Origin of the sequence: Amycolatopsis sp. NPDC051128, assembly GCF_040682715.1 — a bacterium.
In the GTDB taxonomy this organism is placed as follows: domain Bacteria; phylum Actinomycetota; class Actinomycetes; order Mycobacteriales; family Pseudonocardiaceae; genus Amycolatopsis.
Genome location: NZ_JBFBBN010000024.1, coordinates 92,468 through 115,627 on the forward strand (window position 1 = coordinate 92,468; position 23,160 = coordinate 115,627).

General features: G+C 70.3%; 17 protein-coding genes, 1 tRNA gene and 1 pseudogene. 9 read left to right on the top strand and 10 right to left on the bottom strand.

All coding sequences use genetic code 11. The features are described 5' to 3' along the window. Positions 1-6: 6 nt before the first annotated feature. The 4 genes from ettA to AB0M82_RS24070 all read right to left on the bottom strand — a co-directional run bounded on the left by ettA (position 7) and on the right by AB0M82_RS24070 (position 6,549). On the bottom strand, positions 7-1,683 hold the full coding sequence (gene ettA / locus AB0M82_RS24055; protein WP_364725706.1) for an energy-dependent translational throttle protein EttA: 1,677 nt from the start codon (positions 1,681-1,683) through the stop codon (positions 7-9). Positions 1,684-1,819: 136 nt separating this feature from the next. Next, a complete protein-coding gene (locus tag AB0M82_RS24060) occupies positions 1,820-3,838 on the bottom strand; it encodes a cytochrome c oxidase assembly protein (protein WP_364725709.1) in 2,019 nt (672 codons plus the stop codon). A 159-nt stretch (positions 3,839-3,997) separates the two neighbouring features. After that, the gene (locus AB0M82_RS24065) at positions 3,998-5,194 is read right to left on the bottom strand and encodes an ATP-binding protein (protein ID WP_364725711.1); all 1,197 of its coding nucleotides are present in this window, start codon (positions 5,192-5,194) and stop codon (positions 3,998-4,000) included. Positions 5,195-5,367: 173 nt separating this feature from the next. Continuing rightward, positions 5,368-6,549 (bottom strand): MFS transporter, encoded by a 1,182-nt coding sequence (locus tag AB0M82_RS24070; RefSeq protein ID WP_364725714.1) that lies wholly within the window; start codon positions 6,547-6,549, stop codon positions 5,368-5,370. 75 nt (positions 6,550-6,624) lie between these two features. Here AB0M82_RS24070 and AB0M82_RS24075 point away from each other — a divergent pair, with 75 nt between their 5' ends. From AB0M82_RS24075 to AB0M82_RS24085, 3 genes are all read left to right on the top strand, one after another. Continuing rightward, the gene (locus tag AB0M82_RS24075) at positions 6,625-7,692 is read left to right on the top strand and encodes a LacI family DNA-binding transcriptional regulator (RefSeq protein ID WP_364725717.1); all 1,068 of its coding nucleotides are present in this window, start codon (positions 6,625-6,627) and stop codon (positions 7,690-7,692) included. 176 nt (positions 7,693-7,868) lie between these two features. Beyond that, on the top strand, positions 7,869-8,252 hold the full coding sequence (locus AB0M82_RS24080; RefSeq protein ID WP_364725720.1) for a peptidase inhibitor family I36 protein: 384 nt from the start codon (positions 7,869-7,871) through the stop codon (positions 8,250-8,252). A 715-nt stretch (positions 8,253-8,967) separates the two neighbouring features. Next, a tRNA-Arg gene (locus AB0M82_RS24085) sits at positions 8,968-9,044 on the top strand. A gap of 829 nt (positions 9,045-9,873) precedes the next feature. On the opposite strand, the gene AB0M82_RS24090 is transcribed toward AB0M82_RS24085, so the two are convergent. Both AB0M82_RS24090 and AB0M82_RS24095 read right to left on the bottom strand, forming a co-directional pair. Then, positions 9,874-11,112 carry a cytochrome P450 gene (locus tag AB0M82_RS24090; RefSeq protein WP_364725798.1) on the bottom strand — a complete coding sequence of 413 codons (1,239 nt, stop codon included), beginning with the start codon at positions 11,110-11,112 and terminating at the stop codon, positions 9,874-9,876. 18 nt (positions 11,113-11,130) lie between these two features. Then, a pseudogene (locus AB0M82_RS24095) lies at positions 11,131-12,282 on the bottom strand (epoxide hydrolase family protein); the annotation flags it as partial. A gap of 312 nt (positions 12,283-12,594) precedes the next feature. On the opposite strand from AB0M82_RS24095, the gene AB0M82_RS24100 reads away from it, so the two are divergent. Genes AB0M82_RS24100 through AB0M82_RS24110 form a run of 3 tightly spaced genes read left to right on the top strand, consistent with a single transcriptional unit; the run spans position 12,595 to position 15,075 of the window. Next, a complete protein-coding gene (locus tag AB0M82_RS24100) occupies positions 12,595-13,137 on the top strand; it encodes a phosphopantetheine-binding protein (protein ID WP_364725723.1) in 543 nt (180 codons plus the stop codon). A 2-nt stretch (positions 13,138-13,139) separates the two neighbouring features. Further along, positions 13,140-14,303, top strand: coding sequence for a pyridoxal phosphate-dependent aminotransferase (locus AB0M82_RS24105; RefSeq protein WP_364725726.1), 1,164 nt, complete (start codon positions 13,140-13,142; stop codon positions 14,301-14,303). Continuing rightward, positions 14,296-15,075, top strand: coding sequence for an SDR family oxidoreductase (locus AB0M82_RS24110; RefSeq protein WP_364725729.1), 780 nt, complete (start codon positions 14,296-14,298; stop codon positions 15,073-15,075). The genes AB0M82_RS24105 and AB0M82_RS24110 overlap by 8 nt, the downstream gene beginning before the upstream one ends. A 22-nt stretch (positions 15,076-15,097) precedes the next feature. Here AB0M82_RS24110 and AB0M82_RS24115 read toward each other — a convergent pair whose 3' ends face one another. The 4 genes from AB0M82_RS24115 to AB0M82_RS24130 are packed head-to-tail and all read right to left on the bottom strand — an operon-like array spanning position 15,098 to position 18,347. Then, positions 15,098-15,334, bottom strand: coding sequence for an acyl carrier protein (locus AB0M82_RS24115; protein ID WP_364725732.1), 237 nt, complete (start codon positions 15,332-15,334; stop codon positions 15,098-15,100). A gap of 33 nt (positions 15,335-15,367) precedes the next feature. Next, positions 15,368-16,393: a beta-ketoacyl-ACP synthase III gene (locus AB0M82_RS24120; RefSeq protein ID WP_364725735.1), complete on the bottom strand. Its 1,026-nt coding sequence runs from the start codon at positions 16,391-16,393 to the stop codon at positions 15,368-15,370. Further along, on the bottom strand, positions 16,390-17,439 hold the full coding sequence (gene dmpG / locus AB0M82_RS24125; protein ID WP_364725738.1) for a 4-hydroxy-2-oxovalerate aldolase: 1,050 nt from the start codon (positions 17,437-17,439) through the stop codon (positions 16,390-16,392). The genes AB0M82_RS24120 and dmpG overlap by 4 nt, the downstream gene beginning before the upstream one ends. After that, positions 17,436-18,347, bottom strand: a complete 912-nt coding sequence (locus AB0M82_RS24130) for a hypothetical protein (protein ID WP_364725741.1) — start codon at positions 18,345-18,347, stop codon at positions 17,436-17,438. The genes dmpG and AB0M82_RS24130 overlap by 4 nt, the downstream gene beginning before the upstream one ends. Before the next feature lie 386 nt (positions 18,348-18,733). On the opposite strand from AB0M82_RS24130, the gene AB0M82_RS24135 reads away from it, so the two are divergent. The 3 genes from AB0M82_RS24135 to AB0M82_RS24145 are packed head-to-tail and all read left to right on the top strand — an operon-like array spanning position 18,734 to position 22,957. Further along, the gene (locus AB0M82_RS24135; RefSeq protein WP_364725744.1) at positions 18,734-20,242 is read left to right on the top strand and encodes a 4-hydroxyphenylacetate 3-hydroxylase N-terminal domain-containing protein; all 1,509 of its coding nucleotides are present in this window, start codon (positions 18,734-18,736) and stop codon (positions 20,240-20,242) included. Positions 20,243-20,258: 16 nt separating this feature from the next. Then, positions 20,259-21,620: a condensation domain-containing protein gene (locus AB0M82_RS24140; RefSeq protein ID WP_364725747.1), complete on the top strand. Its 1,362-nt coding sequence runs from the start codon at positions 20,259-20,261 to the stop codon at positions 21,618-21,620. Beyond that, the gene (locus tag AB0M82_RS24145) at positions 21,617-22,957 is read left to right on the top strand and encodes an extracellular solute-binding protein (RefSeq protein ID WP_364725750.1); all 1,341 of its coding nucleotides are present in this window, start codon (positions 21,617-21,619) and stop codon (positions 22,955-22,957) included. Before AB0M82_RS24140 ends, AB0M82_RS24145 begins: the two co-directional genes overlap by 4 nt. Positions 22,958-23,160 lie beyond the last annotated feature (203 nt).

The window sequence follows — 23,160 nt, forward strand, 5'->3', positions numbered from 1 at the left end:
GCCCCCTCAGTCGCGGGTCAGCTTGCGATGGGTGACACGGTGCGGCCGGGCCGCCTCGGCGCCGAGGCGCTCGACCTTGTTCTTCTCGTACCCTTCGAAGTTGCCCTCGAACCAGAACCACTGCGCGGGGTTCTCGTCCGTGCCCTCCCAGGCCAGGATGTGCGTCGCGACCCGGTCGAGGAACCACCGGTCGTGGGAGATCACGACGGCGCAGCCGGGGAACTGCTCCAGCGCGTTCTCCAGCGACCCCAGGGTCTCGACGTCCAGGTCGTTGGTCGGCTCGTCGAGCAGGATCAGGTTCCCGCCCTGCTTGAGCGTCAGCGCCAGGTTGAGCCGGTTGCGCTCACCGCCGGACAGCACGCCCGCCGGCTTCTGCTGGTCCGGGCCCTTGAACCCGAACGCGCTGACGTACGCCCGCGACGGCATTTCGGTCTGGCCGACGTGGATGTAGTCCAGCTCGTCCGAGACGACCTGCCAGACGGTCTTCTTCGGGTCGATGCCGCCGCGGTTCTGGTCCACATAGGACAGCTTGACCGTCTCGCCGATCTTGACCACGCCGTTGTCCGGCTCCTCGAGCCCGACGATGGTCTTGAACAGCGTGGTCTTGCCGACGCCGTTCGGGCCGATCACGCCGACGATGCCGTTGCGCGGCAGGTCGAACGACAGGCCGTCGATGAGGACGCGCTCGTCGAAGCCCTTGCGCAGCTTCTCGACCTCGACCACGACGCTGCCGAGCCGCGGGCCCGGCGGGATCTGGATCTCTTCGAAGTCGAGCTTGCGGTGTTTGTCCGCCTCCGCCGCCATCTCCTCGTAGCGGTCGAGCCGCGACCGGGACTTGGTCTGGCGCGCCTTGGCGTTGGAGCGCACCCACTCGAGCTCGGTCTTCAGGCGCTTGGCGAGCTTCTGGTCCTTCTTGCCCTGGACCTCGAGACGTTCGCGCTTCTTCTCCAGGTACGTGGAGTAGTTGCCCTCGTAGCCGACGACGCGGCCGCGGTCGATCTCCATGATCCACTGGGCCACGTTGTCGAGGAAGTACCGGTCGTGGGTGACGGCGAGGACGGCGCCGGCGTAGCGGGAGAGGAACTGCTCCAGCCACAGGACACTCTCGGCGTCCAGGTGGTTGGTGGGCTCGTCGAGGAGCAGCAGGTCCGGCGCGGACAGCAGCAGCTTGCACAGCGCGACCCGGCGGCGCTCACCACCGGACAGGTGCGAGACACCCTCCTCGGGCGGCGGGCAGCGCAGCGCGTCCATGGCCTGCTCGACGGTCGAGTCGAGCTCCCAGGCGTCGGCGTGGTCCAGCTCCTCCTGGAGCTGGCCCATCTCCTCCACCAGTTCGTCGGTGTACTCGGTCTCCATCAGCCGGAGGACCTCGTGGTACCGGTCGAGCTTGGTCTTGATCTCGCCGAGGCCCTCTTCCACGTTCCCGCGGACGGTCTTCTCCTCGTTGAGCTCCGGCTCCTGCATGAGGATGCCGACGGTCGCTCCTGGCTGGATGAAGGCTTCGCCGTTGCTGGCCTGCTCGATCCCCGCCATGATCTTGAGAACGGTGGACTTACCGGCACCGTTCGGCCCGACCACGCCGATCTTGGCGCCGGGGTAGAACGCGGTGCTGACGTCGTCGAGGATGACCTTGTCCCCGACGGTCTTGCGCACCTTCTTCATGGTGTAGATGAACTCGGCCATGTCCACGATCGTAGAGCGCACGTGATCGCGGCTCGACGCCGGTCACCGTCGCACTACCGAATGTCAGCCCAGCATCACCGGAATGGCCGTTTCCGGGCATCCGGACGCGGGCTCGACCTCAACCAGAAGTCGAGACTCAGTCGGCCCGCTTGCCGTCGGCGAGGTTCTTCAGCATCGCGTTGTAGGCGTTGAGCTCCTCGTCGCCGGTCACCGCTTCGCGCCGGTCGCGGCGCTTCGCCTCACGCTCGTCCTGGCGCGCCCACTGCACCAGCAGCGCGACCAGCACGAGCAGCACCGGGATCTCGCCGGAGGCCCAGGCGATGCCGCCGCCGAGCCGCTGGTCGGTGAGCAGGTCGCCGACCCACGGCAGGTGCAGCCGGCTGTAGAACGCCTCCCCGATGACGGTCTGCTTGCTCATCAGGATCACGCCGAAGAAGGCGTGGAACGGCATCGCGGCGAACATCATGCCGAGCCGCCCGAGGTACGGGATCCGCCGCGGCGCCGGGTCGACGCCGATCACCGGCCAGTAGAAGACGTACCCGGCGAGCAGGAAGTGCGCGTTCATCGCCAGGTGCGCCCAGTGGTAGTTCAGCGCGTTGTCGAAGATTCCGGAGAAGTACAGCGCGTAGAACGAGCCGACGAACAGCAGCAGCGCGACGACCGGGTGGGTGAGGAACCGCGACACCGGGGAGTGCACGAAGGCGACGAGCCATTCGCGCGACCCCGGTGGGGCGTCCTTGCCCGCGGCCGGGAGGGCGCGCAGCGCGAGCGTCACCGGCCCGCCGAGCACGAACAGCACCGGCGCGACCATCGACAGCAGCATGTGACTGCCCATGTGGACGCTGAACATCGCGGGCGAGTACCGGCCGATGCCCGACGACGTCGCGACCAGCAGCGCGACACAGCCGGCGATCCAGGCGACGGTCCGGCCGACCGGCCAGGTGTCGCCGCGGCGCAGCAGCCGCTGGACCCCGGCGAGGTACAACCCGCCGAGAATGACCGCGATGGTGCCGTAGATCAGGTCGAAACGGGTATCGAAGAGCAGCCGCCACACCGTCGGCGGGCCGTCGAGGTTGTAGCCGATGAGCAGTTCGGTGGTGGACGGCTGGGTGATCGCGTCCGCCGGCGGCGGCGTCCTGGCCAGGCCGGAGGCGATGCCGATCGTGACGAACATGATCAGGATCTCGACCGAGGCCAGGCGCAGCAGCTGGCGGCCGCCCTTGCCGTCGACGACGTCGGCGACACCCTTCTGCCGCTGCTGGTGGCCGAACACCCCGAGCAGCAGCAGCGCGACGGTCTTGGCCACGACGAGCAGGCCGTAGTCGGTGGTGAACAGGTCGTTCAGGCCGATCCGGACCAGCGCGTTGACCGCGCCGGAGAGCGCCATGACGATCCAGCAGACCAGCGCCAGCCGCGAGAACCGCCGCGCGGCCAGGCTCAGGTGGTTCCCGCGCCGGTAGCCGAGCGCGAGCAGCGCGACCAGCCCGCCGACCCACAGCGCCGCGGCGCCGAGGTGGAACAGGAGGCTGTTCGTGGCGACGTCGTGCGAGCCGCCGCTGGCGGAGTGCCCGGTCACCGCAACCGGGACGAGGCCGCCGATGGCCAGGAAGAACAGCACCGCGGTCCAGCCCCAGGACAGCGCGAGCCGGCAGCCGAGCGCGACGAGGATCGCGATCAGCGCCGTCCACAGCCAGGCCTTCGGCTGCTCGATGGCGCCGACGAGGTCGAGCAGCGTCTGCGGATCCAGGACGTCGCCGAACGGCTTCCCGGCGGTGTCGGCGGCGGTGAAGGCGACCGAGAGCAGGGCCGCGGCGAACCACACCCAGGCGGCGATCCCCGCCGCGCGGAGCGCGCCGTAGCCCTCGGGGCCGAGCGTGCCGGACTTCTGCGGCGGCACCAGGAACGCGGCCAGCAGCAGCGATCCGACGCAGATCACGGAGGCGGCCTCGGACAGCACGCGCATGACGGTGATGCCGTACTTGGTGACCAGTCCCGGGTCGGGCAGGCCGGCGATGACGTACCCGGCCCCGCCGGTGAGCGCGATCAGCCCGATGGCGACCACGGCGGCCAGCAGGAAGCCGACCGCCAGCAAGGGCAGCACACTGGCCCGGCGCTGCGTGGGGACCTCGGTTTTCGGCACGGGCTCGCTGGACACGTCCCAGAGGGTATGCCCCGCCCCGGTCAGGCCCGTGTGACGGTCAGGATGGGATGGGGCGGCGGCGTCCGGAGCTGCTGGACATCGAGGCGTCGGGCGAGCCTCGAAGAACACGACGGCAAGTGGACGCTCGACCGCCCGTTCGCTCGGTGGCGAGAGTCACCCGACGGGGAAACGCAGTTCTGACGGCTCCAGCGGCGCGGTCAGCACCACGCGGGTGCCGTGGCCGGGCGTCGTGTCGATGCGGGCGATCCCGCCGATTTCGGCCAGCCGCGCGTGGATCGAGTTCTCGATGCCGAACCCCGCGCGCCGCGCGCCGAGGTCGAAGCCCGTCCCGTGGTCGCGCACGGTCACCGTGACGACGCCTTCGCGCTCTTCGAGGCACACGACGGCTCGAGTCGTCTTCGCGTGCTTCAAGGTGTTTCGCAGCGCTTCGCGGGTCGCGTCGTGCAGCGCGTTGACGACGCCTTCGGGAACGTCGGTGAGTTTCGCGAGCACGACGAGATCGACGCGCAGGCCGTCGGCCGTCATCTCGACCGTCAGCGCGCCGAGGCGGTGCTCGAGACCGCCCGGCTCGGCGGGCGCGTCGCCGTCGAGGCTCAACCGCAGGCGCAGCGCCTGCGCGCGGGCGGTGCGGCGGACCTGGTCGAGGCTCCCGACCGGGTCGAGCACGTCCCCCGGCGCCGGCAGCGCGAGGGATTCCATCACCTGCAGCACGGTGTCGTGCACGTCCCGGCGGTGCCGCTCGCGCTCGGCGGCCCGGCCGCGCTGCTCGCCCAGCCCGTGCGCGTACCGCATCGCCCCGGCGACCAGCAGCACGATCGCCAGCGCCGTCCCCGCGCTCGCGACCAGGGCGAGCAGGATCCCCGTCGCGGGCGCCGAAGTGCCCGACACCGCGGCCATGCCGTACCGCAGGAGCACGGCGCCGGCGATCGCCACCGCGCCGGCCGGCGCGCCGCGCAGCAGCGTCCAGACCATGACCGCGCCCATGATGTTCGGCCAGGTCAGCGCGAGCAGTTCGGGCGACCGCGCGGCGAACGCCGCCGCGGCGAGGCTCGTGACGAGGGTGTACGCGGTGTCCGCGGCCAGCAGCGGCCGGATGCCGGTGCTCCGGCGGAACACCCAGGCCACCTCGAGGAGGTTCGGGACCACGTAAAGGGCCACGACGAGCCAGAGCGCGGGACCCCCGAGGGTGCCGGCGGACCAGATCGCCTGCAGGAACAGCGCCAGCCGGAAGACGACCGGCACGAGCACCAGCCGCGGCACGGCGCCCTGCACCAGCGACAGCCCGCTGCCGCCGAACCGCCCGCTCCAGCCGGCGAGCGCCCCCGCGCCGCCGAGCAGCACAACCCTCACGACGTCCTCCCCGGATCAAGGCCCCAGCTTGATCAGCCGACCTGAAATTGAAACGTCGCCGTATTCATTTCAGTTTACCGACGGGGATCAGCTTGCCTGGCACACCGCGAGCCTGTCAACGCCCGGCCCGTGGCGGAAACCCGGTCGCGGCACGGAATTCGTACCCGGAAGGACTAGCGGCCGACCATCGCGGCCGTTTCTTCGCGCCGACGCGACCGGCGCGCGGCGACGGCGGCGGGCAGGATCAGCGCGGCGACGAGCGCGACGAACACGAACGCCACGCTGTAGTCCGTCGCCTGCGCGATGCCGCCGATGATCGGCGGGCCGCCGAGGAACCCGGTGTAGGCGATCGCCGTGACGAAGCCGATCTCGCGCTCGCCGCCGGTGCCGTCGCCGCGTTTTCCGGCGTCCCCGGCGAGGCTGAGCGAGAGCGGGAACGACGCGGCGAGCCCCGCCCCGGCGAGCGCGAAGCCGACATAGCCGACGGCGGCGACCGGGACCGTGGCCGTGGCGAGCAGCCCCGCCGCGGCCAGCGCCGAGCCCCCGACCAGGCAGCGGGTGGGGCCGAACCGGCGTTGCGCCGCCGAACCCACGAGCCGGGTCACGGCCATGACCAGCTGGAACGCGGCGAACGCCAGCGCCGCGGCGCCCTGTCCGACGCCACGTTCGGCCGTCATCAGCAGCGCGGACCAGTCCGAGGACGCGCCCTCGGCGATGGCCGAGCACATCGCGACCGCGGCGAGCAGCCACAGCACCGGACGGCGGATCGGCGCCCGGCTGGGCGTCACGACGGGCGTGCCCGCGTGCACGGGGCGGATCCCGGGCACGGCGCGGACCACGAGCAGCAGCACCACGAGGGTGAAGACGGCGGCCACGGTGAGGTGGCGCGCGGGCGACCAGCCGTGACCGGCGGCGAGGCCGGCGGCCAGCGAGCCGGCGAGCGCGCCGACGCTGAACCCGGCGTGGAACACCACCATGATCGACTTGCCGGTCCGGCGTTCGACGGCCACGGCGGCGACGTTCATCGCGACATCGAGCATCCCGATGCTCACGCCCATCACGAACAGCGCGCCGGCCAGCAGCGGCACGGTGGGCGCGAACCCGATCAGCCCCAGCGACGCGGCGGCCAGCGCGGTGCTCCCGGCGACGACCGCCCGGGCCCCGACCCGTTCGACCAGCCGTCCGGAGAGGCTCGCGGCGGCGAGCAGCCCCGTGCTGGCGGCGAGCAGGGCGAGGCCGAAAACCCCTGGTGAAGCGTGCACCTGCGCGGTCAGCGCGGGCGTGCGCGTCGCCCACGAGCCCACCGCGAGCCCATTGAGGGCGAACACGGTGAACACCGCGATCCGGTCCGGCATCGTTCCCCCCTTCCGTTGTCCCAGCTTGACTTAAGCGCTTCAGAAAGTCCATCGGGGTCCGGCTAGACTGCGCGGATGACCAGGACCCGGCGCCGTCGTCCGACGCTGGACGACGTCGCCGACGCCGTCGGCGTCTCGCGAGCCACGGTCTCGAACGCGTACAACCGGCCCGACCAGCTGTCCGCCCGGCTGCGGGAACAAGTGCTGAGGGTGGCGGCGGAGCTGGGCTACCCCGGTCCCGACCCGACCGCGCGAAGCCTCGCCACCAGCCGCACCGGGGCGATCGCCGTGCTGCTGGACACCTCGCTGTCGATGGCGTTCTCCGAGCCGGCGCTGTCGGTGACGCTGGACGCGCTGGCGCAGGTGGTCGACCCGCACGGGCACGCCCTGCTGCTCCTGCCGGGCGGTTCGCCGGGCGGGCCGCCCGCCGCGCAGGTGCTGGGCGCGCAGGCCGACATCGCGGTCGCGTATTCGCTGGCCGACGGCGCCCCGGCGCTGGATTCGGTGCGCGCGCGGGGACTGCCGCTCGTGGTGATCGACCAGCCCCTGCTGCCCGGCGTGGCGCGGATCGGCTGCCAGGACCGGCTTGGCGCGGCGCTGGCCGCGCGGCACCTCCTGGACCTGGGGCACCGGCGGTTCGGGATCTTCGCGGCGCACAGCCGCATCACGCCTGGTGGCGGTGAGCTGACGACGGAAGAAGCCGGGGCCGCGGCGCTCCACGACGTCCGGGAGCGGCTCGCCGGATACCTCGGCGAGCTGGGCCCGCGCGGGGCCGAGGTGGTCGTCCACGAGGCGGCCGGGCTCAGCACTGACAGCGCCATGGCCGGCGCGTTCGCGCTGCTCGGGCGGACACCGCGGCCGACCGCGCTGCTGTGCATGACCGACCAGCTCGCCTTGGCGGTCGTCTCCGCGGCGGGGCAGCTCGGGATCGCCGTGCCGGGTGAGCTTTCGGTGGTCGGCTTCGACGACAGCCCGCCGGCCGGGTGGTCCGCACCGCCGCTGACCACGATCCGGCAGGACCTCGCGGCCAAGGGCCGGATCGCCGGGGAGCTCGTGCTGCGCCTGCTGGACGGCGGCGAGGTCCCGGCGCCGGCCGAGGTGCCGGTTTCGCTCGTGGTGCGCGGCAGCACCGGCCCCGCATAGCACTGCCACGCCTTTTCGGCAAGACCGCTCGCGGATCTGTGGACAACCATTCTTGCGCCGGGCACTTGTCCACAGAAATGAAATCGCGGGCTGACAAACCCTCGGCCACCCGCCAATCTGGAATCACACGTTCACCGCGGCCCGCGAGAGCCGCACCTCCAGAGGGGAAATCCACCATGTCTTCACGTCGTCTTCGAGCCCGCCTGCCGCACTTGCTGGTCCTGGCCGTGGTCGGGCTCCTGACCAGTGCCGGAGTCGCCCAGGCCGCGCCGTCCCAGGCGGATCCGGGCTGCCGGAAGGACGAATTCTGCCTGTGGCCCGCCGACGACTACGGCGGCGAGGCCCAGCGATTCGACCTGCGCACCGCGAATCCCGGGGAATGCATTCCTCTTCCGGAAGGATTCGACGGATCGTCGTTCGCGAATCTGCTGAGCCGGGACGTCACGGTGTACCAGAGTGAAGAATGCTCGACCGAGGGAGATTTCGTCACCTACCCGGGTGGCGGCACCTTCGTGCCGGACGCGCCCTTCCTGGTCCGCGGGATCCAGATCTGGGAGTGACGCCCTGAGCTGGGCCCGAGCCCGCCGTCCGCTCCCAGGGCGGAGCCGGCTCGCGGCGGCGGCCGGGCCCGTCCGGGGCCGCTCCCCCGCCAGCGGCCCCACCCGTGGGCGCGCCTCTCCGGCGTGGCGCGCCCACGGGCTCCCTACGGCCGGGTGCCCGACCGGTCGGGCACCCGCTGCGACGTCGGGGCCACGGCGTGGCACGCAGCCTCCTGGGTGCCACGGCGGCCGCCCACCGCTCGAGGGGACCAGCAGCAGCCATCACACCGAGCAGGAGAGACATGACGTACGACCACTCAACCGCCTCAGCACTCCCGCGAGTTCCGCCGTGACGGCGGGCGGGGAGGGGAGACCGGCCAGACCGCTGCGGCGGGCAGGCAGCGGCGTGCGGACGCTCGCGGCGCTGCCTGCCCACCGCAGGGCACGCAGGGTCGGGCTGGACACAGCAAGAGCCTTCTGATCACCAGATTACAGGTTCGAGCCCCGCGCGAAAGCCGCTCGTCACCCTCAGCATCACGCCCGACACAGAAGGAGGTCCAGACCGCCCGCCCCCTCGGAGATCACAGCCGGTCACGACGGGCGCCTGCACCGATCTCTCGAATTACGTCGAACGAGACCTGAAACGATTCGCCGGTGTCGAACGATCGAGAGGTTGGCGACGACTAAACTGCCGGTGCCGGGCGACCGGCGCGACCGGCAGCAGCCGTCGGCGCGGGCCCTCGTAGCTCAGCTGGATAGAGCAAGAGCCTTCTAATCTCTAGGTCGCAGGTTCGAGTCCTGCCGGGGGCGCCACCAGGGAAGACGTCGTGCGCGGCTGCGCACGACGCCTCCTGGCCACGTGTCGGGCGCCACATCCGCCGCCCTTTCCCGCCGTTGGCGGGCCCCCACTGTGGACGGTGCTGTGCACAGTGGGCGATCGATGCCTCCCCCGGCGCACAGGTCCGGAAGCCGCATCCCGTAAGCGGCCAAGTGGCGCAACGGCCCTTGTCGAGTTCTGGTCGAGACAACCTTGTTACCTGAACCGGCGGACCCGCCCGCCGTGCTCCCCGCGACCGCGCGATCACGTCGAGCAATGGTCCGGTCAACCCGACGCGCCGACCCGACCCGGCACACCCTGTGGAGGACACCATCGAGACGCACCACGAACCCTCACCACGACAGCATCGTCGACGCACGAACAGCGCCGTCTTCGACGAAGCCCGGCGGGCGGGGCTGGTTCGCTGGCACCTGACGAAGCTGCGCTACCTGACCACTCGATCACTCACCACGTCGCCGAACGCCCCGCCCGGACCGTTGCCCAGACCCGGCCGGTGGGCAAACGGCGCCACCCGGCTCACCGATCCGCCCCCGCGTCCCGGCCGGCGCCATGGACCCGCCGGCATCGGCGGCGTCACCGCACGCAACCGTCCGCAGCCGGCTCACCCCACCGCGTCCCGGACAGCAGGATCGGGCACCGGCGACCCGGGACCGTCCACATCGGAGGCAGCCTGACATCGAACGGTCCTCTGTGGATCACGTTCCCGCCGGCGGACGAGGCGGTGCCGGACCGGTCGCCGACGCACGGAAGACGGCTTCCGCCTGGCAACCGCAGACAGAAGCCGTCCTCCTCAGCGGCGGTGAATCACCGGGTCGTGGCGGGCGCGTTCAGGCGCACCGGGAGAGCGCGGTGGCCGTTCATGATGAAGGTGGACAGGGGCACGAGGTCGGCGGGGTCGACGGCCAGGGCCAGGTTGGGGTACCGCCCGAAAAGGGTGGACAGGCCGACGGTGGCCACGAGGCGGGCGATGCCGGCGCCGAGGCAGAAGTGCGGGCCGTGGCCGAAGGAGAGGTGCTCCTTGTCGGCGCGGGTGATGTCGAATTCGCAGGCCGACTCGCCGTGCAGGGCCGGGTCGCGGCCGATGGCGGCGTAGTTGACCAGGATCGGGTCGCCCTTGGGGATGGTGACGCCGTCGCCGAGGTCGAGATCGTCCATCGCGTAGCGCAGCGGGAGCGAGGCGAGCGGGGACTCGACGCGCAGGGTCTCGTCGATGACGTCGGCCCAGGTGGCCTCGCCGGACTTGACGAGCGCCAGCTGGTCGGGATGGGTGAGCAGCGCGGTGATCGCGTTGTCGAAGAAGTTGATCGTGGTCTCCGAGCCGGCGCCGAGGATCGCGAAGATCGTGTCGGAGAGCTCCTGCTCGGACAGCCGCGAGCCGTCCTCGTCACGGGCGGCGATCAGGTCGCTGGTGATGTCCTGAGCGGGGTTGGCGCGCTTGGCCGCGATCAACTCGGCCATCGAGCCACGCCAGCCCGCGAGGGTGGCCTGTGCCTGCTCGGGGGTGACGGTGGTGTCCACCATCATGTCGATCACCTTGGCGGTGGCCGCGCGGGCCTGCTCGTCCATCCCGATCAGCTCGGCGACCAGCATGGCCGGCAGCGGGTAGGCGAACCGCTCGCGCAGGTCGACCACCTCGTCCGGACCGGCGGCGTCGAGCGCGTCGAGCAGCATGGTGGTCAGCGCCTCGATCCGCGGGCGGATGGCCTCGGTTCGCTTGGGAGTGAAGGCCTTTCCGACCAGACGGCGCAGCCGCACCTGGTCCTTGCCGGTGGCGGTGACCATGTTGTCCATCGCGACCCAGCTGATCATCTCCCAGTCGGGCGGGATCTCGCCGTTGATGAACTTCGGCCAGTAGTTGCGCGCGTTCTTGGTGACCCTCGGGTCGGCGAGCAGCTTCTTGATCACGTCCGCGCGGGTGACCGACCAGGCGAGCACCCCACCGGGCAGTTCGACCTGGGTCGCCGGGCCCAGCGCGCGCAGGCGGGCGGCCTCCCCGTGGATGTCACGGCCTGACGTGTCCAGGACCGGGCAACGGCTTTCCATCGCTTCACCTTTCGAGGGCTGGAGAGAACGGGCGAAGGAACGGATGTCGCCGACGAGCAGGTCGGGTTGCTCCAGCGCGGCGAAGTGGCCACCGCGGTCGAACTCCGTCCAGTGCGTGAGCGTCGGCAGGTCGCGCTCGGCGAAGCTGCGGATCGGCAGGAAGATGTCGTGCGGGAAGACCGCGACCCCGACCGGGACGGTGGGCGGTGGCGGCTGCTCGCCGGCGGCGAGGGCGCGCAGCGCGGGGGCACCCTCGTAGTAGAAGTGCGCGGCCGTGGCGGCCGTGGCGGTCAGCCAGTAGATCGAGACCGAGTCGAGGATCTTGTCGCGGCTGATCGCGTCCTCGGGCACCTTGTCGGAGTCGGTCCACTCCTTGAACTTCTCCACGATCCAGGCCAGCTGGCCGACCGGCGAGTCGGTGAGCCCGTAGCTCACCGTCTGCGGCCGGGTCTGCATGAGCTTCATGTAGGCGGACTGCTCCTGGTCGAACCGGCCGAGCCGGCCGAGGCGCTCCAGGTCGTTCTCGCCGAGCGAAGCCAGCTCGGCCGGGTCGCCGCTCGGGAAGGTGATCAGCATGTTGACGTGCACACCCGCGCAGTTGTGCGGGTCCAAAGTGCCCAGTGCCAAGGAGATCACCGCGCCGGCGTCGCCGCCCTGGGTGATGTAGTCGCGGTAGCCGAGGCGGCGCATCAGCTCGGCCCAGGCCAGCGCCATGCGCGGCACGTCCCAGCCGGTCGCGCGCAGCGGGCTGGAGAAGCCGTAGCCGGGCAGCGCGGGGATCACCAGGTGGAAGGCGTCCGCCGGGTCGCCGCCGTGCGCGCGCGGGTCGGACAGCGGGCCGATCACGTCGAGGAACTCGGCGACGGAGCCGGGCCAGCCGTGCGTGAGCAGCAGCGGGCGGGCGTTCGGCTCCGGTGAGCGCACGTGCATGAAATAGACGGGTGCGCCGTCGATCTCGGTGACGAACTGCGGGTGGCTGTTCAGCGCCGCTTCGGTGGCGCGCCAGTCATAGGAGGTGCGCCAGTACTCGGCGAGTTCCTTCAGGTAGGCGAGCGGCACGCCCCGGGCCCACCCCGCGTCGGGCAGTTCCTCCGGCCAGCGGGTGTTGGCCAACCGCTCGCGTAGATCGTCGATGGCTGCCTGCGGGATTTCGACTCGGTACGGCTGCATGCTCGCCTCACATCGGTGCAATCGCGGCTGTTGTGGAACCGCCCGGAATGGTGTCCGCGAGGTCCGACCGAAACCCATCCTCGCGCCACGTGGAATGCCGCACATCTCCTGCGTTGCCGAGTCCCGCCCATCCGGAAATGATTCCGTCCTTTCCGGACAGAGACATTACGCTGCGCGATGCCTTACGGCAGCATCTCTTCAATTGCCGGACCGTGGCCGGAATCTGAGCAATGTGGAAGGTTGCCGGCCAGGCCTGGCCTGCGAAGGTTGTCTGGGGAGACTCCCGGAGCCCGAACGGAAGGTGAGCGGCTGATGGCTGTTACTGCGATCCAGGACGTGCGAGACGTACTGGCCGCCTACCCCGAACTCTCGGACGTCGCGGTCCTGACGCATGTCCAGGAACCCGTCGGCGAGGTCCTGGTGGCCTACGTCGTGCCCAGCGGCCCCGGCCTCGACGTGGCCGCGCTGCACAAGCACGCCAGAGAGACGCTGCCGGGCAGCGCGGTGCCGGCCGCCATCATGGTCGTCGACGCCATCCCGGTGAACTCCGAGGGAACGCCGGAGCCGCAGGCACTTCCCGCACCCGACCTGCGTGGCCTGCTGCCCTACCGATCACCGGACACCCCCCGCCAGGAAGCCCTGTGCACGATCTTCGCCGAAGTGCTCGCCAGGACCCGGTGCGGCGTCGACGACGACTTCTTCATCATGGGGGGCGAGTCGATCGACGCCATGCTGATCGCGAGCCGGGTCGGCCCGGCGTTCGGCCTGGAGATCTCGATGAACGAACTCTTCGACGCGCCCACCGTCGCGGAGCTCGACCAGCTTCTGGACCGGCTGAGCACCACCGGAGGCTGACGATGGTCCAGGTTGCCCACCGGATGCGGGGCCTGCAGGCGTCCGCCATCGGGGCCATGACGGTGCGCTGCCAGGAGATCGGCGCCGTCAATCTCGCGCAAGGACTCAGCCGGGTTCCGCCGCCTGCCTCACTGCTGGCGGAGGGCGCGCGGGACTTCGAGAAGATCGATCATTCGTACAGCCAGCCCGAAGGCCTTGCCGTCTTCCGCGAAGCTGTCGCCGACAAGGTGAAGAGGAGCGGCGGGCTCAGCGTCGAGCCCGCGACCCAGGTCGTGGCCACGGTGGGCGCGACCGGCGCTCTCATGGCGACGCTCACGGCGCTGCTCGACGCGGGAGACGGCGTCATCGTGTTCGAACCCTTCTACGGCTATTACCTTTCCTCGATCAGGATGCTGAACCTGCGCCCGGAGCCGGTCCGGCTGGCCGGACCGGGTTTCGAGATCACCGAGGAACCGCTGCGGGCGGCGGTCACCGGGCGGACGCGCGCGATGATCATCTGCACGCCGAACAATCCGAGCGGGCGCCGGCTCACCGCGGCGGAGCTCAAGATCGTCTCGGCCGTCGCGGAAGAACACGATCTGCTCGTCATCACCGACGAGGTGTACGAAGACATCTACTTCGGCTCGGCCCCGCACCTCGCCGCGGCAACGGTCGGGAACCTCGGCGAACGCACGGTGACGCTGGGGTCGTTGGGGAAATCGTTCAGCATTCCCGGCTGGCGGCTGGGTTACGCCTGCGGCCCGGAACAGCTGGTCGGCGCGATCAGGGTCGCGGCCGACTCGCTCGTGGTGTGCGCACCGGCTCCGCTGCAGGCGCTCGGCGCGCGGGCGCTGAATCTGGGTGAGGACTACTACCGCGACTTCCGCGCGATGTACGACCGGAAGCGCCGAACCCTGGCGGACGGCTTCGCCGCCGCCGGGCTGTCGCCGAACGAACCGGAGGGCGCCTACTACCTGTTCGTCGACTGCTCGCGGATGGGCGTGGCGACCGGGGTGGAAGCGGCCGAGCTCCTGCTGGAGAACAACCTCGTCGGAACGGTGCCCGGCGAGGCGTTCTACCTGGAGCCGCCGGATCGTCCGTACGTCCGCGCCTGTTTCTCCCTGCCGGACGACGTAATTGCCGAAGCTGTCGACAGATTGGCGAACGGGGTGCTGACCCATGGCTGAAAACGTGAGCGAGCCGGCCGGCGGGCGCGCGGTTCTCGTGACCGGGGCGGCCCGGGGTATCGGGTGGGCCATCGCGAAGCGGTTCGCGGCGGCCGGTGACCGGGTGGCGATCCTGGACCGGGTGCCGGGTGGTGCCGCCGGGGAACTGACGGCCGGGCTCGACGGCAGCGGGCACGTTGCCGTCGAAGCCGATCTGCTGGACGCCGAGGCCGTGGAAGCGGCGGTGGATTCGGCTGCCGGGCAGCTGGGCGGCCTTGACGTCCTGGTCAACAACGCCGGCATCTTCACCGCGCACCCGATCACCGAGGTGGACTACGCGACCTGGCAGAAGCACTGGCAAGCCACGCTGGGGGTCAACCTGGTCGGCGCGGCCAACGTGACCTGGTGTGCGGTCAAGCACATGAAAGAGCAGGGACGCGGTGGGCGGATCGTCAACGTCTCGTCGCGGGGGGCGTTCCGTGGCGAGCCGGAGGTGCCGGCCTACGGGGCCAGCAAGGCGGGCCTGAACTCGTTGACCCAGTCACTGGCGATCGCGCTCGCGCCGTACCGGATCGCGGTCTCCGCCGTGGCACCCGGGTTCGTGGCCACGGACATGACCACGGACTGGCTCAAGCCGCCGGGCGGTGAAGAGATCAGGGCGCAGAGCCCGTTCGGCCGGGTCGCCGAGCCGGACGAGATCGCCGCGGGCGTGTTCTACCTGGCCTCCGCCCAGGCCGAGTGGGCCAGCGGCACCATCCTCGACCTGAACGGCGCCTCCTACCTGCGGACCTGACCAGGTAGCGGCGATGGGGAATTCAGGCGGCGGCGGGTCGCTTCCGCTGCTCCATGAGCGCGACGATCTCCGCCACCGTCTCGAGTTCGAGCAGCTCGTCGTCGGTGATCTCGATGCCGTGGTGCTGGCTGAGCACCATGGACAGCTCGACGACGGCGAGTGAGTCCAGACCCGCGTCTTCGCGGCTCGCGTCCGGCCGCACCTCGTCGACGTCCAGCAGCAGAACCTCGGCCATGACTGACTTCAGCAGCTCGTACATTGCGTCCTCCCGGTAACCGTTGGCTGGTTGTCCTTATGTGTCGTGGACTTCGAGTTCGGGCCAGGTCAGCGTGGTGGCGCCCCAGGTGAGGCCGCCACCGAAGGCGGCGAGCAGCACCCGGTGGCCGGGCTCGAGGGTCCCGTTCGACGCCGCTTGGGCGAGCAGGACCGGGATCGAAGCGGCGGCGGTGTTGCCGACGTCGGCGATGTTCTGCGTCACCGCGTCCCGGCGCAGGCCGAGCCGGGTGGCCAGCGCGGCGCTGACGCGCGCGTTCGCCTGGTGGGTGACCACGCGGTCGACGTCGCTCAGCTGCCAGCCCGCCGCCTCCAGCGCCTCGGCCGCCGCGGCGCTCATCCGCTCGACCGACTGCCGGAACACCTCGCGCCCCCGCATCTGGAAGTACTGCGACCCGTCGTCCGGCGCCGGCACGCGGAAGGGAAGCCGTGAGCCGCCGGCCTTGACCGTGATCAGCTCGCTGCGATCGCCGTCGCTGCCCAGCACCAGCGGGCCGATGGCGCCCGGCTCGTCGGCCCGGCCACGCCGCAGCACCACCGCGCCCGCCCCGTCGCCGAAGATCGGCTGGGTGGTCCGGTCGTCCGGGTCGAGCAGGGTGGAGAACGCCTCGGCGGCGATCAGCAGGACGCGCTCGGCGAACCCCGCCGCGATGAAGCCCGCCGCCGTCGCCAGGCCGTAGACGAACCCCGTGCACACGGCGGAGACGTCGAAGGCGGCGACGCCGCTCAGGCCGAGGCGCGCGGCCACGTCGGGCGCGGTGGCCGGGCAGCGGTAGTCCGGGGTCGTGGTCGCCAGCACGACGGCGTCGACCAGCCCGCTGCCCGCCGACTTGAGCGCGGCCCGGCCCGCCTCGACCGCGAGGTCGGAGGTCGCCTCCCCCGGCTCGACCCAGCGGCGGCGGGAGATCCCGGTCCGTCCCTCGATCCAGTCTTCCGACACGTCGAGCCGCTCGCACAGCTGCGTGTTGGTGACCACCCGGTCCGGCAGGAAGTACCCCAGACCGCAGAGGACCGCGCGGTCCGCGGACCCGGTCGCACCCGTCACGACCGGTCCCCGGTCCCGGCGCCCCGCAGGGCCAGCGCGACGTCCACGATGAGATCCTCCTGGCCCGCGACCGCCTGGCGGCGGCCGAGCTCGAAGAAGACGTCACGCGGGTCGACGCCCTCACGGGCGGAGATGTCGAGCACCCGGGTCTTGAACCCGGAGAACACCCCGGCCAGGCCGCTGACGATGGAGATGGAGTCGACCTTGGGCGGCGCGGGCATCAGCTCCCGTTCGGCGACGTCCGCCGCGTCCAGGAGCCGGTACAGGTCGATGCCGGTGCGGTAGCCCACGCGTTCGAGCACCGGCACCAGGACCTCGAGCTGGGTGTTGCCGGCACCGGCGCCGAAACCCCGGGCACAAGCGTCCAGAATGGACGCTCCCGCGTCGGCCGCCGCGATGGAGTTCGCCACCGCCATGCCGAGGTTGTTGTGCCCGTGGAACATCACCGGCACGTCGACCGCGGCGCACATGGCCGTGATGCGCTCGGTGACGTCGGACGGCAGGTAGTGGCCCGCGGAATCCATGATGCCCACGCCGGTGGCCCCGAACTCGACCAGGCGCGCGCAGTGCTCGGCGAGCCGGCCGGGGTCGGCCATGTGACTCATCAGGAGCACGGCGTGCGCCTCGACATCCTGCTCACGCAGGAAACCGAGGTGCCGTTCGGCCAGGCTGGACTCGGTGCAGTGGGTGCCGATGCGCACCAGGTCGACGTCGTGCGCGATGGCGTTCTTCAGGTCCTCGATCGTGCCCCAGCCGGGCAGCATGAAGACACTGAGCTTGCTGTTCGTCAGCGCTTCCCTGGTGATCGACAGCATCTCGGTGTCGCTGAGCCTGGCCTGGCCGACCTGGAGCGAGGAGGCGCCCAGCCCGTTGCCGTGGCCGACCTCGACCACCGGAACACCCGCGGCGTCCGCGGCCAGCGCGTAGGCGCGCAGCTGGTCCGCGCCGAGGCTGTGCCGAACGGCGTGGTGGCCGTCCCGCAGACTCGGATCGTGGATCTGGATCGGCTTGCCACCGGCGACGTCCTGGCTCGTTGCCTCGGTCATGAGTTCACCACGCCTGCCATCGAGAGCCGGTCCGCCGCGTAGCTCTCCGCGACCAGGAGCGCGGCGGAATTGATGATGTCGAGGTTCCCGGCGTAGCGCGGGATGCGGTCGCCGGACGAGGTGACCTCCACGGCGACGAAGCCCTTGCCGTCGTTCGCACTGCACGCCTTCACTTCGAAACCCCTGGCGAAGGAACGGACTTCGGCCGCGGCGCCCAGCACGACCGAGCGCAACGAGTCGGTGGTGAGGTCCTTGCCCAGCAGGGACATGGCGACCCGGAACGTCGCCGGCGGCCGCGCGGGGCTGATGTTGAGGATCGCCTTGACGTCGGCGACCCCGGTGAAGCCGCGGACCGCTTCCTGCGTGGTGCCCACGTACTCGTCGAGGTTCATCCGCGTCCCGCGGCCGATGCTCAGGGTGGCGGCGGTCGTCACCACCTCGATGTAGTCGATCTCGTGGGCCCGCGTGATCGCGTGCAGGATCGGCACCGCCGCCTGCCCGCCACAGCTCACCATGCTGAGGTCACGGTGCGCGGAGATGTCCGCCCGGTTGACGGTCGGGAAGATCATCCGCCCGCTCCGGCTGGGCGTCAGGTCGATGACCATCGTGCCGAAGGGCGAGAGCTGCTCCACGTGCTCCGCGTGGGAGGCCGCGCTGGTGGCGTCGAACACGACGTCGAACGGACGCTCGACGTCCACAAGGGACTGGATGCCGCCTGCCGAGACCGGCACCCCGAGCCGGGCCGCCTGCCGCAGCCCCGAAGTGGCTTCGTCCCGGCCCGCGACGAGCCCCAGGTCGAGGTGATCCGAACGAATGACCTTGGCCATGAGATCGATGCCGATGAGGCCCGCGCCGAGCACTGCCACGGACAGCCGGCCGGGCGCCGTCCGGTTGTCGTTGTAGGTCATTCGTCACTCCTGACGTGAGAGAACGTCTTTCCGGGCCACCACTGCGCCCCCGCGCGACACGGATCGGTCGCGGGCGCGCCGGCAAGCAGCGAGTCTGTCTCCGGGCCGCCGATCTCAACCATGATTGCCGGAAGGACCACCGGCCAACGTCTTCCGGGTTGCGGGCCGGACAGCGCGAACAGCCGTGACCGGGCCGCCGAGCAACGACGAAGATGACCAGGACCGGCGCCGGAGCATACTTGCCAAGGAGCGCAAGGACCGATCTCTTGAATGCTGCGCATGTTGGTTCCTGACAACCGTCGAATGTGCCGAGCTGAAACGGAGAATGACGTGACAGCCCCTTCCGACGCCAAGCGTGGCGCTTACCAGGCCAGGGCGGCCTCCTGATGACCGGTCCGACCCGGCCGTTGACCGGCGACGAGTACCTCGAGAGCATCCGCGACGAGCGCGAGATCTACCTCCACGGCAAACGGGTCGACGACGTCACCGAGCATCCGGCGTTCCGCCTCCCGTCCCGGATGATCGCCCGGCTCTACGACGCGCTGCACGACCCGCAATACCGGGACGTGCTGACCACCGAAATCCATTCCGGCGGCGGCCACGGCGGCTACACGCACCGTTTCTTCACCACGCCGCACAGCGCCGACGACCTGGTCGCCGACCAGCAGGCCATCGCCACCTGGTCCAGGCTGACCTACGGCTGGATGGGCCGCAGCCCGGACTACAAGGCCTCGCTGCTCGGCACGCTCGGCGCGAACGCCGAGTTCTACAACCCGTTCGCCGACAACGCGCGGCGCTGGTACCGGGAGTCGCAGGAGAAGGTCCTCTACTGGAACCACGCCATCGTGAACCCGCCGGTGGACCGGCATCGGCCACCGGACAAGGTCGGCGACGTGTTCGTGCACGTCGAGCGGGAGACCGACAGCGGCGTGATCGTGAGCGGGGCGAAGGTCGTCGCGACGAACTCCGCGCTCACGCACTACAACTTCATCGCCCACACCGGTCTGCCGATCAAGGACCGCAAGTTCGCCATCGTGGCCACCGTGCCGATGAACGCGCCCGGGCTGAAGCTGATCTGCCGCCAGTCGTACTCGGCCGCGGCGGACGCGACCGGCAGCCCGTTCGACTACCCGCTGTCGTCCCGGATGGACGAGAACGACGCCATCCTGGTGATGGACAAGGTGCTCATCCCGTGGGAGAACGTGTTCATCTACGGCGACGTCGCCAAGGTCGGCATGTTCAGCGGGCATTCCGGGTTCTTCGAGCGGGCCATGTTCCACGGCTGTACCCGGCTCGCGGTGAAGCTGGAGTTCATCGCCGGGCTGCTGGCCAAGGCATTGGACATCACCGGGGCCGGTGACTTCCACGGCGTGCAGGCCAGGCTCGGCGAGGTGCTCGCGTGGCGGAACCTGTTCTGGGGCCTGTCCGACGCGGCGGCGCGCAACCCGGTGCCGTGGCGGGACAACGCGGTACTGCCCAACCCGGACTACATCATGGCCTACCGGTGGTTCTCCCAGGTCGGCTACGCCAGGGTCAAGGAGATCGTGCTCCAGGACGTCGCGAGCGGGCTGATCTACCTGCCTTCGGGCGCGCAGGACTTCCACAACGCCGACATCCGGCCGTACCTGGACACCTACCTGCGTGGCTCGCACGGCGTCGACGCGGTCGAGCGGGTGAAGGTGATGAAGCTGCTCTGGGACGCGGTCGGCACCGAATTCGGCGGCCGGCACGAACTCTACGAGCTCAACTACACCGGAAACCACGAAAACACCAGGATCGAGCTGCTGCGAGGCCAGATCGGCGACGGGAAGCTGGACGGCTACCGCGCGTTCGTCGACCGCTGCCTCGCGGAGTACGACCTGGACGGCTGGCAGGTACCCGACCTCGCCCGATAGATCATGGAGCTTCACTGTGGACCTGTACCCGCTGAGTTCTCGGCAGAAAGACCCGGATGGCCTGGCGCGCACCTCCAGGCACGTCACCGTGCTCGCTCTTCGCATCAAGGGAGAGCTGCGCGTCGACGCTCTCAAGGGCGCGCTCGACGATGTGGTGGAACGACAGGAGGCTCTGCGCACCCGGCTCGACTACGACGAGCAGGACGGCACCGTAGGGTTTCAGGAGGTGCTGCCGCCCATGCCGGTCCCGCTGGCCGTGCACGACATTCCGGTGACTCCCGGCCGGTCCCGCGACGAAGCCGCCGCCGATCTGCTCACCGCGTTGAACGAGGAGTCGCTGTCGTTCCTGGTCGTCCCGTCGTTGCGCGCCACCCTGCACCGGTTCGACGACCATGACGCCGTGCTCACCGTCCTCACCCACCACCTCTTCAGCGACGGCTGGTCGGTCGGCGTGCTCCAACGCGAAATCGCGGCCTGCTACCGGGCCAGGGTGACCGGGATTCCGCACACGCTGCCGACACCGGTTCCGTACCGCGAGTTCGCGTCCTGGGAACAGGAGTTCCTGCGGGGCGAACAGGCGACGGCGGCCCGTCGCTTCTGGCAGGACAAGCTGGCCGGCGCCGAGATGTGCACGATGCCCACCGACCGGCCCCACCGCCCCGAGACCCGGACGGAACGGGCCGCGGTGCGGAACTTCTCGATCGATCCGGACACCCTCGCGAAGGTCACCGCGAGCGCGGCACGGCACCGGTGCAGTGTCTGGCACGTCTTCCTGGCGGCGTTCATGGTGCTCGTGGAGAAGGCCTCCGGCCGGTCCGACATCACCCTGCTGACCGTGAACAGCGGCCGGCCGGCCAGGGAGTTCTACAACACCATCGGGTTCTTCGCCAACCTCGTTCCCGTTCGCCTGGAGTTCGGCGGCTGCGAGAGCTTCCGCGACCTCATGCTCGTCGCCCGCAAGGAAAGCGCCCTGGCCCAGCAACACCAGCTTCCGCTGGGGTCGATCCTGGAAATGTACCCCGACCTGATGAAGGGCTCCGGCGATCCGCTGGCCCTGCCGGCCGGGTTCAACTACATCAGTTCACCGGCGGACCACGAGGACACCGAGTTCACCACCAGCGTCGAACCGGTGACCCTGCAGGAAGAACAGCCGGCCTCGTTCCGCCGCGGCGCGTTCATCTGGACTTTCCTCGTCGTTCCGGCGGGCGAATTCCGATGTGTGGTCGAGTACGAACCCGACGCGGTCGACGCGAGCACGGTCGATCGCTGGGGCGCCGACTTCATCGACCTGATCCTGGCGATGGCCGACCGGCCGGACCAGGCTTGGCACCGTGGGCAGACGGCGGAAAAGCCGCACAGTGGCGGAGGACTCTCGTGACGACAGTCATCGATCTATGGATCACGGAAAGCCCCAACAGCACGCTTCCCGGCTTCGGCGACCCGCTGGTGCTCGCGGCCGAATCGTTCAACCGGGCCCACCCGCGGTTCGAGGTGCGCATCCGCAAGGTCGAGGTTCATCTGATGCCCGAGGCGGTCGCCCAGGCGGTCGCCCAGGGAAACCCCCCGGACGTCGTGGAGTACACGTACTCGTCCACGCAGACCGCGCTGGACACGCGCGCCGCCAACGGCGATCCGCTGTTCGTCCCGATCCAGCGCGCGATCGGGGGCCGGACCGAGATCCTCGGGGAACCGGTGGTGGTCGAGGATCTCGTGCCCACCGTGCGCCGGTACTACAGCGTCGGCGGTGAGCTGGTCTCCGTGCCGAGCATGGTGACGACCAACCTCCTGTACGCGAACAAGACCGTGCTCGACCGGGCCGGGATCGAGCAGCTGCCCGTGACGTGGAAGGACCTCACGGCCGCGTGCGCCAAGATCGCCGAGCTGCCGGACGGCCCGGGGCACGGCGTCAGCTGGCCCAACTACGGCTGGGTGTTCCACATGGAGCTCGCCGGCCAGGGCGCGCTGCTCACCAACGGCGACAACGGCCGGTCCGGCCGGGCCACCCGGGTCTTCCTGGACTCGCCCGAGATGCTCAACTACGTCGGCTGGTGGAAGGAGATGCTCGACAGCGGCTACTACCTGCCGACCGAGGAACTCCACTACTTCACCTGCATGCAGGCCTTCGCGCGCCAGGAGATCGCGTTCGTCGTCACGTCTTCGGCCGTCGGCCAGATGATGGTCGGCATGGCCGCCGAAGCCGGCTTCGAACTCACGGCGGGCCAGCTGCCGCGTCCGGACGAGGAGTGCTCCCCCGGCGGTCCCGTCGCCGGCCATTCGCTCTTCTTGACCGCGGGCCTGCCCAAGGAGAAGGAGGACGGCGCCCTGGCCTTCCTCCAGCACCAGCTCAACGAGCACCACGGGGTGGCACGCATCTGCACCCCCGGAAATCCGATGACCTCACTTCCGATCACGCGGGCGGCGTACGAGCGGACCACGGCGGACGACTGGGCCGATCCGTTCCCCGGCTTCCGCAGCGCGACGGCGCAGGTGACCTCGGCGGGGCACACCCCGGCGGCGGCCGGTCCGATGGTCGGCAGCCTCAACAGCATCAACATCGTCCTCACCCAGGCGGCGGAGGACGTCCTGCTGAGGGGGGCGGAGCCGGCGGCCCGGTTCCGCGCGGCGACCGAGGAAGCCCAGCAGGTGCTCGACCGGTACAACGCGGCGGCCCTCGCCTACCCGCCCGTGACCCCGGACGACCTCTCGGCAGGCTGACGCGCACCAACGGTCCTTTCCTGGCGAATCCGCCGGGAAAGGACCGTTGTCGTCGGTGGCGGCGGACCCCGCACAAGCCGATCCACGTCGATGTCAAGAAACTGCGCACTGTCGAAGATGGCGGCAGCCACGAAATGCACGATCGGCGGGATCCCGGCGGCCGACCTGGTCAACGGAACGTGACCGGGTGCATGATGTCCGTC

Coding starts and splice junctions, on each gene's coding strand:
- ettA (WP_364725706.1), bottom strand. CDS start 1,683: ATGGCCGAGTTCATCTACACCATGAAGAAGGTGCGCAAGACCGTCGGG.
- AB0M82_RS24070 (WP_364725714.1), bottom strand. CDS start 6,549: ATGCCGGACCGGATCGCGGTGTTCACCGTGTTCGCCCTCAATGGGCTC.
- AB0M82_RS24075 (WP_364725717.1), top strand. CDS start 6,625: ATGACCAGGACCCGGCGCCGTCGTCCGACGCTGGACGACGTCGCCGAC.
- AB0M82_RS24080 (WP_364725720.1), top strand. CDS start 7,869: ATGTCTTCACGTCGTCTTCGAGCCCGCCTGCCGCACTTGCTGGTCCTG.
- AB0M82_RS24090 (WP_364725798.1), bottom strand. CDS start 11,112: ATGGAAAGCCGTTGCCCGGTCCTGGACACGTCAGGCCGTGACATCCAC.
- AB0M82_RS24100 (WP_364725723.1), top strand. CDS start 12,595: ATGGCTGTTACTGCGATCCAGGACGTGCGAGACGTACTGGCCGCCTAC.
- AB0M82_RS24105 (WP_364725726.1), top strand. CDS start 13,140: ATGGTCCAGGTTGCCCACCGGATGCGGGGCCTGCAGGCGTCCGCCATC.
- AB0M82_RS24110 (WP_364725729.1), top strand. CDS start 14,296: ATGGCTGAAAACGTGAGCGAGCCGGCCGGCGGGCGCGCGGTTCTCGTG.
- AB0M82_RS24115 (WP_364725732.1), bottom strand. CDS start 15,334: ATGTACGAGCTGCTGAAGTCAGTCATGGCCGAGGTTCTGCTGCTGGAC.
- dmpG (WP_364725738.1), bottom strand. CDS start 17,439: ATGACCGAGGCAACGAGCCAGGACGTCGCCGGTGGCAAGCCGATCCAG.
- AB0M82_RS24130 (WP_364725741.1), bottom strand. CDS start 18,347: ATGACCTACAACGACAACCGGACGGCGCCCGGCCGGCTGTCCGTGGCA.
- AB0M82_RS24135 (WP_364725744.1), top strand. CDS start 18,734: ATGACCGGTCCGACCCGGCCGTTGACCGGCGACGAGTACCTCGAGAGC.